General features: G+C 47.5%; 12 protein-coding genes and 2 pseudogenes. 3 read left to right on the top strand and 11 right to left on the bottom strand.

Annotation, left to right across the window (positions count from 1 at the left end; all coding sequences use genetic code 11):
* Positions 1-212: 212 nt before the first annotated feature.
* From QZ918_RS01435 to rimP, 8 genes and pseudogenes are all read right to left on the bottom strand, one after another.
* Positions 213-1334, bottom strand: coding sequence for a transposase (locus QZ918_RS01435; protein ID WP_527250375.1), 1122 nt, complete (start codon positions 1332-1334; stop codon positions 213-215).
* Positions 1291-1530, bottom strand: a pseudogene (locus QZ918_RS01430) (recombinase family protein); the annotation flags it as partial. The pseudogene QZ918_RS01430 and the gene QZ918_RS01435, both read right to left, overlap by 44 nt.
* 281 nt (positions 1531-1811) lie before the next feature.
* A complete protein-coding gene (locus QZ918_RS01425) occupies positions 1812-2036 on the bottom strand; it encodes a hypothetical protein (RefSeq protein ID WP_293148632.1) in 225 nt (74 codons plus the stop codon).
* 241 nt (positions 2037-2277) lie between these two features.
* Positions 2278-3015 (bottom strand): low-complexity tail membrane protein, encoded by a 738-nt coding sequence (locus tag QZ918_RS01420; RefSeq protein WP_293330165.1) that lies wholly within the window; start codon positions 3013-3015, stop codon positions 2278-2280.
* Positions 3016-3511: 496 nt separating this feature from the next.
* The gene (gene infB, locus QZ918_RS01415; RefSeq protein ID WP_293330162.1) at positions 3512-6664 is read right to left on the bottom strand and encodes a translation initiation factor IF-2; all 3153 of its coding nucleotides are present in this window, start codon (positions 6662-6664) and stop codon (positions 3512-3514) included.
* Between the two features lie 383 nt (positions 6665-7047).
* Positions 7048-7362 (bottom strand): YlxR family protein, encoded by a 315-nt coding sequence (locus QZ918_RS01410; RefSeq protein ID WP_293148638.1) that lies wholly within the window; start codon positions 7360-7362, stop codon positions 7048-7050.
* 103 nt (positions 7363-7465) lie between these two features.
* The gene (gene nusA / locus QZ918_RS01405; protein WP_293148640.1) at positions 7466-8755 is read right to left on the bottom strand and encodes a transcription termination factor NusA; all 1290 of its coding nucleotides are present in this window, start codon (positions 8753-8755) and stop codon (positions 7466-7468) included.
* Between the two features lie 311 nt (positions 8756-9066).
* A complete protein-coding gene (rimP, locus tag QZ918_RS01400; protein WP_293330159.1) occupies positions 9067-9531 on the bottom strand; it encodes a ribosome maturation factor RimP in 465 nt (154 codons plus the stop codon).
* A 591-nt stretch (positions 9532-10122) separates the two neighbouring features.
* Here rimP and QZ918_RS01395 point away from each other — a divergent pair.
* The gene (locus QZ918_RS01395) at positions 10123-10332 is read left to right on the top strand and encodes a hypothetical protein (RefSeq protein ID WP_293330156.1); all 210 of its coding nucleotides are present in this window, start codon (positions 10123-10125) and stop codon (positions 10330-10332) included.
* A 40-nt stretch (positions 10333-10372) separates the two neighbouring features.
* On the opposite strand, the gene QZ918_RS01390 is transcribed toward QZ918_RS01395, so the two are convergent.
* Positions 10373-11824: a hypothetical protein gene (locus QZ918_RS01390; RefSeq protein ID WP_367275166.1), complete on the bottom strand. Its 1452-nt coding sequence runs from the start codon at positions 11822-11824 to the stop codon at positions 10373-10375.
* A gap of 1045 nt (positions 11825-12869) precedes the next feature.
* Here QZ918_RS01390 and QZ918_RS33215 point away from each other — a divergent pair.
* Positions 12870-12947 (top strand): annotated as a pseudogene (locus tag QZ918_RS33215) (hypothetical protein); the annotation flags it as partial.
* A gap of 12 nt (positions 12948-12959) precedes the next feature.
* Positions 12960-14369 carry a serine/threonine-protein kinase gene (locus QZ918_RS01385; RefSeq protein ID WP_293330153.1) on the top strand — a complete coding sequence of 470 codons (1410 nt, stop codon included), beginning with the start codon at positions 12960-12962 and terminating at the stop codon, positions 14367-14369.
* A 392-nt stretch (positions 14370-14761) separates the two neighbouring features.
* On the opposite strand, the gene QZ918_RS01380 is transcribed toward QZ918_RS01385, so the two are convergent.
* Entirely contained in the window at positions 14762-15055 is a 294-nt protein-coding gene (locus QZ918_RS01380; RefSeq protein WP_293330150.1) for a hypothetical protein, read from the bottom strand.
* A 5-nt stretch (positions 15056-15060) separates the two neighbouring features.
* Complete coding sequence (locus QZ918_RS01375; protein ID WP_293330147.1) at positions 15061-15588, bottom strand: P-loop NTPase family protein; 528 nt, start codon at positions 15586-15588, stop codon at positions 15061-15063.
* Positions 15589-15864 lie beyond the last annotated feature (276 nt).

The following is a 15864-nucleotide window of genomic DNA, read 5'->3' as shown; positions in this document are numbered from 1 at the left end:
TTCGTCCTAGTCCGATAGTAGCAAAATCGTTTCAAGAAGCCGGAGTTCCTAAAGATAAACTACTTTTAACGACAGAAGGTTGGTCGCCTCACAATTTCCCCTACGATACTGAGGCTTGGGTGGAGGGAGTGCGAAAATTATCTAGTTCTGATACATTTACGCGACATTTACCCGGCAATTGCCGGACAAAGTAACGATAGCACGCTTGATCCTCATAGGAGATAGAGGCGGTATCCCGCAAAGCTTTCAGTAATATACCTTTCATCACCATTGTAATCCCGTGGGATTGAGTAGCCACACTCAGGGCAAGTAAACACTTTAGAACCACCTAACTTTTGATGTAAGTGACCGCAATGGGTACAAGTTTTAGACGTGTATTCTTCTGTGACATCAGTCACGCTGACGTTTCTGATATTTGCTTGATGTTTGATGGTTTGTTTGAATCTGTAATGGGCCCATGTCAACATGGCTCTAGCGGTTTTTGAACGAATCTTTCTTCGTGACCGGGCTACCATTTGGGAAGACTCAAAAGTTGGAAGAAATATGACTCGATAGTTGCTAGTTAAATAGCAAGCGGTTTGTTTTTGGCATTCGTCTACTAAATTCCGAATCCGTATTCTCATGCGATGAGCCGCTTGCCTCATCCGTTTTCGGCGCCGTTTCGTGGCTTGAGATATTCGGCTCATTAAGTTATCTAAGTGTTGGCACAGACGAGCTATTCGTCCCATGTCACCACCTCCAAACTCAAGGAATTTATTGCCATCAAATCCGGTCATAAATGTTCTCACCCCCGGATCTAATGCAATAATTCCTGTTGCTACCGTAGGCGGCAAAGTAACTGGCACAGGAAACACCCCAAACCAACGACCCTTGCAGTAGACTAACTGAGTACCTCGATCGCAATCAGGAATTACCTCAGAAGTATGATAGGTTAATCCTTTGGTTAAGGAAGGATACCAAGTGCCTGACCTGAAGTTTGAATCGTTAAACTTGATGGTTTGAGAGTAATCTCTGACGCTACGGAACTTGGCGTCTGAACTTGCCTTAAATGCTCGGTAAGCATCAAAAATAGCATTCTGCCTGATATGACAAGGTGTTTCTTTTACCCATTCTGGTAAATCACTTCGCATAACTGAATTACGCAATTCCAGCTTGCTTAATCGCTTTTTTCGCTGCATTGCTATTGCTTGGTTGAAACAATAACGACAGGCTGCTAGCCATTTACGCCAGACTTTATTTAATTCCTGACTTGGGTAAATCCTGAGCTTGTGAGATTTGAGTTTTATACTTTCATCTAGAGTACAATCTACTACTCGCTCGGTGGAGGACTGCAAGCACGTCTTCAAGCATTTCTGGTTCTGGACTAAGGTTTGTTTGCTCCGGTACCAGGAGTTTACACCGGTTTTGCTCGGTATTCCATTGGCATTTGTCAAAGCCTCTTCTTGCCAATCGGTTTTTGTGGGCAACGACAACCATTCGGACATTTCATGAGAAGATTCGTTCCAATAGGGCAAGAAGCTTTTTGATTTTTCCTGTTTCTTCCCAACGTCGGAGATTTCTTTTTTTGACTCCAAGGATGGAGGAGGATGATGATTAGGGTGGGAGATACTTGACAATAGTTTTTTGTTCAACTTTTGTTTGATTGTATCAGATTGTCCGGCGATGTCTAGGTTATCTTTGATTTAGTTAGATCTCTCCCCTGCAATTTGAACTCCGAAGTTGAAAGTTAACTCCCATAGCATATTGGAGGGGATAGGGCGGAATTTGAGGTTAAATTTCACAAACTATGGCAATCTCTGGTTTTGCTACGCTCAGTAAGCCAAAGTTTCTAAAGTTTCCCGCAGATAGGATCGAACCTGCTGATCGATGGTGCAATTTTGCTGTTGACTCTCAAAATTGAGTTCTAGCTGCCAGCGTTGAAATCCTGAACTTGCTCCGATCGCGGATTTGAGACTGCCCCAGATTTCAGAATCTTCGCACAGCTCGATCGGCTCTGCGGCTTGAGGTTCTTGTGCGATCGGTAGATAATTCGCCATATTGTTATACCTCTGTTTTAATTCCCTGTAAGGATTGAAAGCTTACCTTGACTCTCTCTATTATAGATTCTTTTCTCCAAATAGCCAATATAAAATAGCCACAACCTGCGATTAAATATTAAATATTAAGAGTATTAATAATCTCTATCTGAGCGGGAGCATTACTTGTTTTTCTTACAGCATACATCTGTCGAAAATAAAGTAGCTTAAACTACAATTATGTCGATCTTAATGTTTTATTTCACTTTTCGATCGACTGTTGGGTTAGGGATGTAGGGCCGTTGGTGTCCGCAGGTTCTGAGTTGACTGTACTGCTGGATGACGCATTCTTGATGCCTTCGGCTGGTGGGATTGAGTCTGCGGCTGCAGTCGGATCGACAGTTGTCTCGCCCGCAAAAGTTGGCAAAAGTCGATCGACTTGCCAAGGTGCGATCGTAAAATCCTGCCTAATGTTTTCTAATACATGAGGCTTTGTCGCTACAAATTCTGATTCCGGCGTCAGCAAAACAGCCATCACGCTAGCAGACACCTGCAAAAACAAATTGCTAGCTAAAAAAGCAGCAACTGCCAACAACAATCCAGCCCACCGCCAGGAAGGAGGAAACGGAGCCACCCCAGCAGCGAGGGGAGCAAATCGATATAGCTGCCACAAAATTACTGCCAGCAAAACAGCGATAAAAAGAGCAATTCCTTGATTTAATTTAGTTTTAAACCGAGTCAGCATCTGCTGCTGCACAGAAGTTAAATTCTGCGGTTTCACGGCCACGACTAAAATACTAAAAATGTAAAAAGGGCGGAACCATTGCATCCACAGCACAGGAACAATACCTGCTACAGCCACTAAAAACACTTCTAACCAGACAGAGAGCGTGGGAGAACCCACTGCAAGTCCCAGCAAGCACAGTCCCAGGAAAAGCGGCAATGCAGCCACCCCAGAAAGGTGAATCCACAAGAAAGGATCTGACCAAAAAGAACGCACTTTAATTAATTATTAGTTATGAATTAGGAGTTTTGAATCTTGGATTTTGAGATTTTGAGATACACTCTTGACTCTGAAATCCGATGCGAGGAGTAAATATTTAGCTATCAAACCGAGGACTTACAAGCAGAAATCTGGTTTATTTGGGTAATTCTTATTTGAGCGAGCAAATTTTCAATTTTAAGCAAGGGTAAAGACGATTAGGAAGTTCTTAATTCTTTCTTCTTTCTTCCGAATTCACGCTTGACTTATTCCTTCTTCTTTCGGTCAACACTCAAGCCGTCAACTATCAACTAAGAGGACTCTCACGGGGGCAATGCCCCTACCACATATCGACTGTCAACTGTTAAATGCCCGCTGTCAACTGTCAACTGTCAACTGTCAACTGTTATATGAGTTTGGGAGTATTGAGTGAAGAGAATAGTTGGGAGCGATCGGCAATGCAAGTTGCCTTCACTCAAAAATTCTCTTCCAACTCAACACTCACAACTCAAAACTATTGAGATAGCGTGCGGCGCTTAGTAACCATCCGGTAGGCTTCAATAATATCGCCTTCCGCCCAGTCGCTAAACCCGCTCAAGGAAATACCGCATTCATAGCCAGTATTGACTTCCTTGGCATCTTCCTTCATCCGTTTGAGGGAGTCAAGGACACCTTCGTAAACGACATTGTTGCCCCGGCGCACCCGCACCTTACAGTTGCGGATGACCTTGCCTTCGAGTACGTAACATCCAGCCACAGCCCCGCGACCGATCGCGAAGACAGCGCGCACTTCCACCTTACCCAGAGGTTCTTCCACCAGTTCGGGTTCCAGCAGTCCTTCCATCGCCCCTTGAATATCATCCAAGAGTTTGTAGATGATGCTGTATTCCCGCACGTCTACGCCCGCTTGGTCGGCTGCTTGGCGAGCGCCGGTGGCGAGAGTAGTATTGAACCCGATAATCACAGCATTACTAGCTGCGGCCAGGTCAATATCCGTTTCTGTGATTTCCCCAGGAGCAGATAGCAGCAATCGGAGTTGAACTTCTTTTTGAGGAAGTTGGGTCAGAGAACCGACAATGGCTTCCAGGGAGCCTTGGACATCTGCCTTCAAGATCAAGTTGAGTTCCTTAAGAACGCCTTCCTTAGCTTGTTGAGAGAAGCCACTGAGGCTGATCCGACCACCTTGAAGTAGACGCGAATCTCTTTGGGATGTAGCTCTTCCGCTTGCGATCGCCGCTGCTTCTTTTTCGTTAGCGAAGACATCAAACTCATCTCCAGCTTGCGGTACTTCCCGCAACCCCAGCACTTCCACAGCGAAGGATGGACTTGCTTGGTCTACGCGATCGCCGCGATCGTCGATCATCGCCCGCACCTTGCCCAGAGCAGAGCCTGCGACCACAATATCGCCCACTCGCAGCGTGCCATTTTGCACCAGCAGAGTTGCCACAGGCCCCCTTGCCTTGTCGAGGTGAGCTTCAATTACAGTACCCTTAGCCGCTCGGTTCGGGTTAGCGTTGAGGTCTTCCATTTCCGCGACTGTCAGAATCATTTCCAACAGCGTATCGAGGTTTTCCCCTCGGATAGCGCTGACTGGAACCATCGTCACATCGCCGCCCCAGTCATCTGCGACCAAGCCGTACTCAGTAAGCTCTTGCTTCACCCGTTCCGGCTGAGCGCCCTCCTTGTCAACTTTATTGATAGCCACGACAATTGGCACTTTCGCCGCTTTCGCGTGGCTGATAGCTTCAATTGTCTGGGGTCGCACGCCGTCGTCCGCCGCCACCACCAAGATGGCAATGTCTGTCACCCGCGTACCGCGAGCCCGCATAGCTGTAAAGGCTTCGTGACCGGGAGTATCCAAAAATACCACCTGCTGGCTCTTGCCTTCGTGTACCACATCCACGTGGTAAGCACCGATGTGCTGGGTAATACCCCCAGCTTCTCCCTGAGCGACCTTGGTTTTGCGGATCGAGTCTAGCAAAGTAGTTTTGCCGTGATCCACGTGGCCCATAATCGTTACCACTGGCGGACGGCGCTGGAGGTATTCCAAATCTGCCTCATCGATCATCTCGATGATTTTGGTAGCTGGCTCTTCTATTTCTGGGGTTTCTACCTCTACGCCCATTTCTTCGGCTACCATTCTCACCGCTGGAATGTCCAGGGTTTCGGTAATGTTGACCGCAATACCTTTAGAGAACAGCCTCTTAATAATTTCGGTTTCGGGAACAGCCAAAGTAACTGCTAGTTCTTGAACGGTCATCGGTCTGCTCAGCAGCAGCTTTTCTGGACGTTCTACCTTAGCTTCGGCTGTTTTGCCGCGGTTGCCGCGTCCCCCGGAAGAACCAGAAGAGCTTTTATCGTGAGAAGGGCCCGGTCTCTTATTTTTGCCGCTGCTACCGGGTGCGCCCGGAGTTGGTGTTGACTTTGGTGCTGCTTGTGTCTTCGCCTTAGCTGGGCGGGCTAGAGACAGGCTGACGGTGACTGGTGCTGGCAGATCCAAGCCATTTTCTAAGTCATCGTCATCCTCGTCTATGGGTTTGAGGCGACGATTTTTGGCCTTGGCTGCTTTGGCAGCTTTGGCAGCATCTGAGTTTTCGTCATCATCTTCTTCCCAAATGACCTGTGTCTTTTTGGCTGGCTTTGGCAGAGTCGGCTTGGGAAGGAGAAGAGTATCCAGCAACAACGACGTATCGTCTCCGTCATCGTCTGCGTCTTCTCCGGTGGCAGAAATGTCACCGCCCCGGCTACGCAACCCAGCGGCTGACGTTGCGGGGGCAAGGCTCCGGCGCGGGCCGCCCTGCTGGGGTCGATCGGCAAGTGCTGTTTTCACTGGCCCACCAGCACCTGGGCGAGGTCTTTGAGCGTCGCTACCGGATGGTGCAGGTCTGCTGGGGCGGCTCGGTTTCGCCGGCGCTTCCAGAGTTTCTCCCTGTTCTGATTGGTCTTGATCGGTTCTGGCCAGTTTCAGTACCGGCTTGTTTCCCAGAGTTTGTGGGTTGCGACTAGCCGACTCCGATGCCCCTCTGACTGGTGGCGACGTGAGTTTTGCTCCGGGCGGCGCTGGAGGGGCGACCGGCGGGCGGGGTGTACGTTCTGGAGCCTTTTCCGACGGCGGTTGAGGTGCCACAGGCGATTGAGTCTGGGAAATTGTTTCCGGGGCGATCGCACCTACAGTTTCCGAGCTTGTTTCTGAAGCTGCCGCCGATCCACCGACATTTGGCTTCGAGAGTACAGGTCGATTGATATTTGGTTTAGCTGGAGGCTGGAGTTGTTGAGAGGCGGGCGATTTTGGAGGAGTGGCCACGGTGGCCCCAGGCTGGTTTTTTTGCTCCTCGTTGCCTGCGGGCTGGGACGAAGCACCAGCCGGCCGTACTTTTGGACTGCGTATTTCTAAAATTTGCTGCTTTTTTTGTTGGTCGTTAGGATGAGGGCCAGATTCTCTAGATGGCGCTGCTGCTCTTTCGGGGGGAGCTGGCTTGCCGGGGGTAGAGTGGCTGGCTACGTATTTTTCCGCCGTTTTGCGAATGCGCTCTGCTTCAGATTCTGTAATTGTGCTGCTGTGGCTCTTTACTGAAATATTGAGCCGTTCGCAAACTGCCAAGATGTCTTTATTATCCAAATTTAGTTCCCGTGATAATTCGTAAATTCTTACTTTGCCGTTGTTCATCCACTCTGCCCTCTTTTGTGCCAACCAGTTTTTACATTTTGATTTTTTGTTCTAATGACGACATCATTCGCTGTGATTGATTCAGTGTCAAGAATCGGGGTTTTGGTACTCGCTCAGCAATTTTATCTAAAAGATGCAATTCGCTGAAGTCTGCGGTTGGAGAATTCTCAAGTTTTTTTTGGGAAAGCGAGAACTGTCTAGTCTGAATTTTGGCAACTGCCACAAATCAATCTTTAAAGTTTGTCTTTCCACCTTGAGGATACCTCTGCTAGTACCCTACCCTTATCTAATCTGACACAAATCTTTCCAGACTGGTGGGCAGATCGGATCGGGGTTTTAGAGCTGGCGCTACCGGTAATTACTGGTAGGGCTGCCAAGAGGGTTTATACAGTCGAGGCCGAACTATTGTCGGTTTGGTGCCCGATCGATTCCGAGTCAGATGTACAGTCAGATGTGGCTAAACGCTGCCAAAGTGTTTGGTACAGTTCGTCAGACACAGGCGCTTTGAGCGATCGCCCAAGTCGATTTTTTTTCTGAGCTGCTTTGAGGCATTGGCTCGCCGGACAAAGGTAAGCGGAACGACCGAGGCCGCGATCTAATTGTACCTGATGAGAAGGATAGAGCCTGACTACTCGCCAAAAAGCTTCCTTAGGAGCTATTTTTCGACAACTTGTGCAACACCGGTAGTTCGGTTTCATTTCTAGTGATTCGGGGAGAGTTGAGAGAGTGGGAGAGGGGGGAATAGGGGAATTGTCCTCCTTGTCTCCCGTGCCAGAAACATAAAAGTGAATGTCACAGTGTTTAGACTGTGGCTGCGGTTTCGTCCGTGGCTGGCTCCTCTTGCTCAAATTCTGCCGTTTCCTCGTCGCCGTCGTAGCCGGATCCTTCCTCTTCGTCGTAGTCGTCGCCTGCTAGTTCTTCGAGCCTGCTTGCTTCTGCTGCCAGTTTGATGTCTTCGGCGTCGCGATCGTACTTAGCAATATCTTTGATATCGATTTTCCAACCTGTCAGGCGGGCTGCGAGGCGGACGTTCTGACCTTCTTTACCAATGGCAAGACTCAGTTGGTCTTCCGCGACCAAAATGTGAGCGCGCCTGCCTTCTGGGGCAACCAAACGCACTTCATCTACTCTAGCCGGACTCAGAGCGTTAGCAATATAGGTTGCAGGATCTGGAGACCAGCGGATCACGTCTATTTTTTCGCCGCGCAATTCGTTGACTACTACCTGAATTCGCGATCCCCGCGCTCCGATGCAGGCTCCTACCGGGTCTACATCGCGATCGAGAGTATCTACTGCTATTTTAGTCCGAGGGCCGACGTGCCGGGAGGGCGGATTTGCCTCCCTAGCTACGGCGACAATCCTCACCACCCCATCTTCTATTTCTGGTACTTCGTTAGCAAACAGGTAAACCACCAAACCGGCGTCTGCTCTAGAAACAAGTAACTGCGGCCCTCTAGTAGAACCTTCGCCTACTTTTTTGAGATAAACCTTGAATGTAGCGTTCGCACGGTAATTGTCGTTGGGCAACTGTTCGCGTTTGGGGAGTTCGGCATCTACTTCCGGCTGACCGAAGCTGCTGGTAACTGCCAAAATTACCGACTGCCTCTCAAACCTCAGCACTCTTGCTTGAAGAACAGTTTCTTCTAAATCTTTAAACTCTTCTTGAATCATTTTGCGCTGTTGGTCGCGCAGTTTTTGAGCCAGCACTTGTTTGGTTTGGATCGCTGCCATGCGACCAAATTCTTTTTGATCGGGTGTTACATCTACGAGTACGATGCTCCCAGGCTGAGCTTCCGTGGCTACTTCTTGTACTTCAGAAAGTGCTATTTCGTGATCGGGATTGACGACTTCTTCGACAATAGTTTTGTTAGCTAAAACGCGAAAACCTTCTTGTTCTGCGTCTAATTCTACATCAAAATTGTCGAAGTATTCTTCGCTGAAGTGGTCGAGTTTTTGGGTGCGACGGTAGCGTTCGTATCCTTTAAGCAGGGCTTCTCGCAATGCTGCTTGGACGGCGTGTTTGGGTAAATTTCGCTCTTTGCTAATACCTTCGATCATTTCTTTGAGTCCGCGCAAGGGAACCATTGACATATAAAACACTCCTTTGTTTGATGGGACAATACGTAACTTGTAATTGGAAATAGATCGATTGGTGATTGACAGCAGGTAATAGTTTAAAAAAGTGATAACTGATGATTGATGAGTTACAAAGATAGCATTAGGGTATCTCGGTGCTGCAACAATTTATTGTTGTTCTACTTCAACCCTGTGGCTAAAGATGTGATTCTTAAAAATTAACTCGCAGCGAAGCATTTTTAGCTTCCTGCGAGGCAATCTCAAAACTCAAATCGGGCAGACAAGGGGTACTGCCCCTACAACTCAAAATTCAAAATTTCCCTTTTTTACTCTTTACCTTCGTCTAGTTCAACTTTGACAATCTGGGGGCGGGGAATTTTAACCTGTCGCCCTTTTAGATTGAGATAAACCGTTGTTTCATCCCTGCCCACAAGCAGTCCTTTCCACTCTTTGATTCGCGAGTCAGGTTCGGTGGCTGTGACTGTGACGGGGAAACCTTTAAAAGTAATGAATTCTCGATCGCTGCTGAGCAATCGGGATATTCCGGGACTGGAAATCTCTAGCACGTAGGCGTCGGGGATGATGTCGGATGCCTCTAACTCGACTTCCAGGGCTGTGCTCATCCGCTCGCAGTCGGCTAAACCGGTGTCTTGCTGGAGGTTACGGATGTCTACCCGCAAGACGGGAGGATTTTGGTTGGTGTGAAACACTGCTCCCACTACTTCCAATCCCAGTGTTTCTGCAACGGGGGTAGCTAAGTCAATGATTTGTGGGATTAGGGGATGAGTCATATCGAATACTTAAACTAAAACTCCTGAACTCGGACACGGCAAGGAAAAATCAGGTGTTGAGATTGCTTTGCTTTGAGCCGCCAAAAAAACGGAGACCAGCCCCGGCAGGGCCCTCGGGATCGGCCCAAAATTTTAGACTCTAGTTCAAGCTCCCAGATTCACGGAGGTGCAAGTAAATCTCAAATCTAAAATCCTTCGACAGTTCAACCTCAGGCCGAAGTCTCAAATCTCAAATCGACTGGTTTTTGACCGCTAGATATGAGTGTTTTACCCTCAAATTGATTCGTGGAATGAAGAAAAAGATGTCAGATTTTCAAGCCCGAGGATGAGCTTGTGGGGTTTAAATTCTGCCTTCTACTTTCTGCTTTCTACCTCGGGATGACTTGATTTCGTCGCCCGCGGCCCTTGGTCTTCAACTTGCAGGTGTGATGCCTTAAGCTGTTTGGCTGCGACTCATGCAACAAAAAAAGTGGGTTCGACCCACTCCTAGGTGAAACAGTTTCTTCCAAGAAGTTTGAGGGCTACTTTCGATCGAAGATAGGCCTCGCTACTCAGTTTAGCTCGATCGCCCGCCCAGTGACAAATCGCCTTATGAACAATGGGGAGTGGGGCATGAGGCATAGGGCATGGGGCATGGGGCATGGGGCATTGAGCATCCGGCATGGGGCATCGGGCATGGGGCATCGGGCATCGGGCATGGGGCATGGGGCATGGGGCATCGGGCATCGGGCGAAGCGAAGCGGAGGGATGGGGAATTGGTCATCGGGCATCGGGCATCGGGCATCCGGCATTAAGCATTAGTTCGCCAACTGACAACTGACAACTGTCAACTGTCAACTGCTTAACGCGGTGCTATGCGTTGCAGTTGCTTAGCTTGTTCTAAAATTTTCTCGAAGTCTTCTTCGCTCAAGCGCTGAATGTAGTTGATTTTGAACTCTTCTAAGAAGTCGCACAATAGCAGTTGTATTTCTTGCCAGGTTTGCTGCTGTTGCAGTTCTGCCCCTAAAGCTTGCCCGAAATGTTGGACTAGCTGGGCTGAAAGTTTGGTTCCTACAGGGTCTTCGCTGGCGATTTTAAAGGCTTCGTAGGCATCTTGAGGGCCTAGTGTCGCTAATTTCGACAGTTCTGCAACTAATTGCGAGGCTAACTGTGCAGGTAGATTTCCGAGTCCGGGTACTTGTTGGAATCCTTGATATAGAGGGGATTGTTTGAGAAATAATTCTATGTTGTAGCGGAGGAGGGCTTCTAAGTCGGGTTGGAGTTGGGGCAGGACTTTGTAGACGGTGATTTGGACGAGATGGGTGGCGATCGCTTCTATTTCATTGATATTGTTGATATCTAGATAGCGTTGTTTTTGGGATTTAAATAGTTGACGGGCTAGTTCGCCTGTGGTGATTGATTGTTGCATCTGGTTGATCAGCTGAATTACTACTACTTCGGTCAATTCTTGGGCGAAGTTGGCGACAAAACCCCGGCTGATTTGGGTACGTATGGGTTGGAGGTCGGGCATTTTGGCTTGGTGGATGCGAATTGTGACGGGTAATACTCGCAACAGGCGCCAGAATGGGAGGAACATAAAGATGTCGTACCACCGCCAGAGCATGGCTGCTCGCCAACTGACACTGCGGTGGCGGCGGCTGATGAAGTAGGTGCGGGCTAGAAATTCGATCGCGAATATGGCAATAAATGGCAGGTCGATTTGCCAGAAGTTGTCTGTAAATTCCCCATTTTCACCGATCGTGCGGTAATAGTTGGTGGCGATTAACGGCTTGATTTTGGCGTCAAACCAAGTGATTTCTTGTTGCCAGCCTTTTTTGTTTAAATACTCTTGGCTCCAGAATGTTTTGAATGATTGTTTGGCTGATTGCTGCGGATTCGGCGTGCGATCGCGGATCCGGTCTTTAATTTTTTCTAAGGAACCACTTTTTGATGCTACTCGAAACGGATCTTCGTCGATCATGTTCGCGCTCAGAGTGTTTATTTCTTGCAATTTGGCTGCTACTTGAGGAGATGGCAAGCCTGTTTGCACTACTTGTTTTTTTAATTCTGCTAAGCTTTCTAGATATTTCTGGGTATCTCGGTGGGGTTTAATTCCTTTAAATGGATCGTATATTTGAGTGAGGACTGGTATTTGCCGGAAGTAGAAATCTCGGGCGGAAACATAAGTTAGATCGAATAATACTAGGCTTAAATTTCCTAGTGCAATCAGTGCAATGAACCGCTCGAACCAGGCTACTTTCGGTGATTCTTTGCGGGAGTTTTGAGGTTGAGATGGCTGTATTTTTAATGTCACTGGCAGTTCCTAATTAAGTAGACGGAGCGCAATAAATGCAACTGGTAATAGCTGGAGCAAAGGAAACAGCTTAAACTGGCTAATTGTCGGATCGCGATCGGATTGCGGTCGAGTAAGTTACTATTTATTTGAAGCTCGGGAAAGTTGGGTAGTTTGGGATTGTTGATTTTGCCTGGTTGAGTACAATTTTATACTTGTAAAATGTTAAGGTCGATCGAACTTAACGCTAGCAGCAGCTACCGTTAGTTCGGTTCTCTCTGGCAATAAAATTATATCTCAGGCAGAATCCTAAGTTTTTTTTGGGCGTTGCAGAGCTAACTGGCCTGGTAATAAATTACTATTTTTGTTTAATCTGCTGGCTGTTTGGCCGCTAAATCAAATATCTTGCACCGATCGCAGTTTAAGGTTAGATTTGGACTTCGAGTTTGAGGTCAAACCCTCAAGAGAGGTATACTTGCTCAGGGGCAGTCTGGCGAGATCGCTTCCGAGCAAGTGCGAGGGTGGCTGCAACCTCCTTAAGGTTCGGGCTCTCGCTTCCACAAAAACCAGCTAGCGATCGGACTCTTGAATAAAGTCAGGAACTCAGCGCTCTTTGCGACTGAGCTTGTAAGAAATTACAAGCTGTTCTGACCAGACCCCTCGCAAGAGGAGACGTTATTTAGGTTACGATACCGGAGAATGCGACGCTAGTTTTCCGCTCTATCATCTGCAATTAAACAGTTTGAAAGTCACGCTCAACAGTTTTGCAGGTCTAACAAGCCTTTATAACCAGGTCGAAGCGAACATTACCCCGTAAGGGAGGCCCCACAAGAGCAAACATTATGCGATCGCGAGTTGCAAGGTTTGAAACGGTAACTGTCCCGTCGAAAGTGCATTACAAAAGTACACCGGACTCTTGCAACTCGCCCGGCGGTAATGGAAAGATTCAAGGCGATTGAAATCGCCGCGTCGCTTCCCTAGGAAGGCTAAAGCCACGCTCGTTTCCCGCATCCCGTATTAATTTTATGACATCCTGAGTATAATTTTGTTCGGATTTTTTTGATATATGACATACTGCCTTAATCTCGATTGCCCAAAAGACAAGCGTCAGAACCCACCAGGCACAAAGTATTGTCTTAATTGTGGTTCCAAGCTGTTGCTAAAAGACCTTTATGCAGCAACCGAACCGCTGCGCGACGGAGGATTTGGCAGGACTTTTCGAGCTGTCAATCATGGGAAATTTGAGGAACTTTGCGTTATCAAACAGTTGTCGCCACCGCAGGAATTTCAGCGGAAGCCGGCTCATTTTAAAAAATATGTCCGACTGTTTGAACAAGAGGCAAGGCGGCTTTACGAACTGAAGCACCCACAAATTCCTCAGCTAATTTCTTATTTTGAGGAAGATGGGCGATTGTATTTGGTGCAGGAGTTTATTGATGGGAATAATTTAAAGGATGAGTTAGAAAAGTACGGTGCTTATAGCGAACTTAAAATTAGGGAACTGTTATTAGATTTGTTGCCTTTGCTGAATTTTGTTCACGAGCGCAATGTAATTCACCGGGATATTAAGCCTGAGAATGTGATCCGCCGCAATCGCGATCGCAAGTTAGTGCTGATAGATTTTGGGGTTTCCAAACAGGTAGTAACTGATGCTCCAACCAAAACGGGCACTAAGTTGGGAACTCCGGGTTATGCGGCCCTAGAACAGAGGCACGGTAGGGCTGTTCCTGCTAGCGACCTTTATAGTTTGGGGGTGACTTGCATTCGCTTGCTGACTTCTGTGATGCCTTATTTGGATATCTACGGGGACATTCACGATGACCTTTATGACCCGCTCGAAGGTCGCTGGCTTTGGAGGGAGGCTTTGCCGAAAGGAACTAAGATTAGCCAGGATCTAGGTCGGATTTTAGATAAGTTGATTCAGGAATATGTCAAAGACCGCTACAAGTCTGCTCTGGAAGTTTTTGATATTATAAAACCTGCTGTTGTTGTTGTTCCACCAGATTTAAAATTGCAGCAGGCAACTGTTCTTAGTCCTTCTTTGCCGACTCAACCTGTGACTAAAAATCCGATAGTTTCGGTGAATTTAGAGTCGGACAAAGGGATTGATTATTCTCAGTTGGAAAGGCTGCTGGTTGCTAAAAATTGGCGTGGTGCTGATGAGGAAACTTCTATGAAAATGCTGGAAGTGATGCAGCAAGTTTCGAGGGGCTATTTGAGTGAGGAAGATATTAGGAAGTTCCCTGCTAAGGATTTGCAGACGATTGACCAACTTTGGGTGCGGCACAGTCACCGGAGGTTCGGTTTTTCTATACAAAAGGGTTTTTGGGTTAAGTCGGGGGGAAAGGCTGGTGTTTATGATGCTGATGTTTGGGAGAAGTTTGGCGATCGAGTGGGCTGGCGAGTTAACGGTCAGTGGGTATACTATTCTGAACTAAATTTTAGTTCTAAGGCAATGCCTGGACATTTGCCGGGAGGGACTGTTTTTGGGTGGGAAGGTGGGGTTTTGTGCGGTGTTTTGGGTTTGGGTGGGATCTGGTTTCTGCTGTCGCGGCGAGATTTGTAGGAAGAAGGAAGAGGGAAGAAGGAAGAGGGAAGAAGGAAGAGGGAAGAATTGGGGAATAATGGCAAAGGTAGCGATTATTTAAATAGTTAAGCTGTTGCGGATTTAAATTCTTGGTCAAGCAATAATCAAACCATAAGTGGGGTGGGGACGCGAGCCTGCCCCGAATATGCAATTTAAGTGCGCCACAGCTTAGGGATATGTTATGTAGAAATTAGGTAGAAAAATAACATAAAATCAGATATAATCCCAAACGATTTTTTTTGTGATATGTTTTGAGTGAAGGGCAAGTTTACTAACCTACAGACCAGTCCTTACCCGTAGAAAAGTATTAGGGCGGGCTTTGGCTCTAATTTATGCAGGAGATTTCTCTATTATGTTGCAAGAAAAATGTCTCAAGCCGTGGACTGTAGTTCGATCGCTTCCGAATGTGGAAAAGGTGGTTGTGGGTCAGTTTCGTAGTTGGTCTGATGCAGACGGTCACTTGCAAATTCTGAAGCGGATGGTTCCGGCAGATCGGTTAACTGTTGTGTTCGATCCGGTAGTTCCAGCGTAATGTCGCTGCTAAATTGATCGGCGTGCTGCGATCGCCCGATCAGTGCGATCGCCTCTTTTTTTACATGAGAATTTACAGAAAATATTACATAAAAATTGCGATCGCACGCGCGGGCGATCGCAACTAAAATCATGGTCGTTAACTGCGACGAATTTCAGTAACTTGGTCGGCAACATCCAAAATTGCTGGCGGCATCGAGGGCCCAGTCAAAATAATATCCAAATCGTGGGGCTTGCTGTCAATCAATGCGAGCACTTCTGTCTCCCGAATCAAACCTAAATTCACCGCCAAACTCAACTCGTCGAGAATAACTAAGGCGTAACTGCCGGAGAGTACCGCATTTTGAACGTACTCCCACAATTGTGCGATCGATCGCGTTTCGAGCTCATCTAAATCGGCATTCTCAATGCAGCGGGGCAAATCGCACCGCACCCAATCTAAATTTTGCCCGAGTCGCACCGGATGCTGATGCCCTTGATTGATTCCCCCTTTGAGGAACTGCACCGCCAACACCGGAGATCCCTGTCCTGCAATTCTCAGGGCTTGAGCCATAACATTGGTAAAAAAGCAGCGGTGCGGGCCTGTAAAAACTTGCACCAGCCCTTTAACTGTGTAGGGCAAGCTGTGGGTCAAATTGAGTTTAGGGGTTTGTAACTGAGCAACCATAGGGCAATATTTAATTAGTAACTAAGTCTTGACTGCTGCTCCGAGCTGGACATGGCTGGAGCCTGCTTAACAATATATAGTGTACTTGGCCGATCGCAGATCCGATCGAACGCTAGATATACAAATTGTCAAAAGCTAGCGGCAGTAGCATTCGGAGCCGTCAATGAGATTTTGAACTCAAGCAAGCACTTGTGCAGAAGCCTACTTTTTTACCAAAATCTGGCAGGGAAGCCGACAGTTATGAAGTTATAGAGCCAAAAACCCAGGGGATGAAAG

It is taken from the genome of Microcoleus sp. CAWBG58 (genome assembly GCF_020883045.1).
In the GTDB taxonomy this organism is placed as follows: domain Bacteria; phylum Cyanobacteriota; class Cyanobacteriia; order Cyanobacteriales; family Microcoleaceae; genus Microcoleus.
The sequence above is the reverse complement of the archived record's forward strand: the minus strand, read 5'-3'. Positions and strand labels throughout refer to the sequence as shown.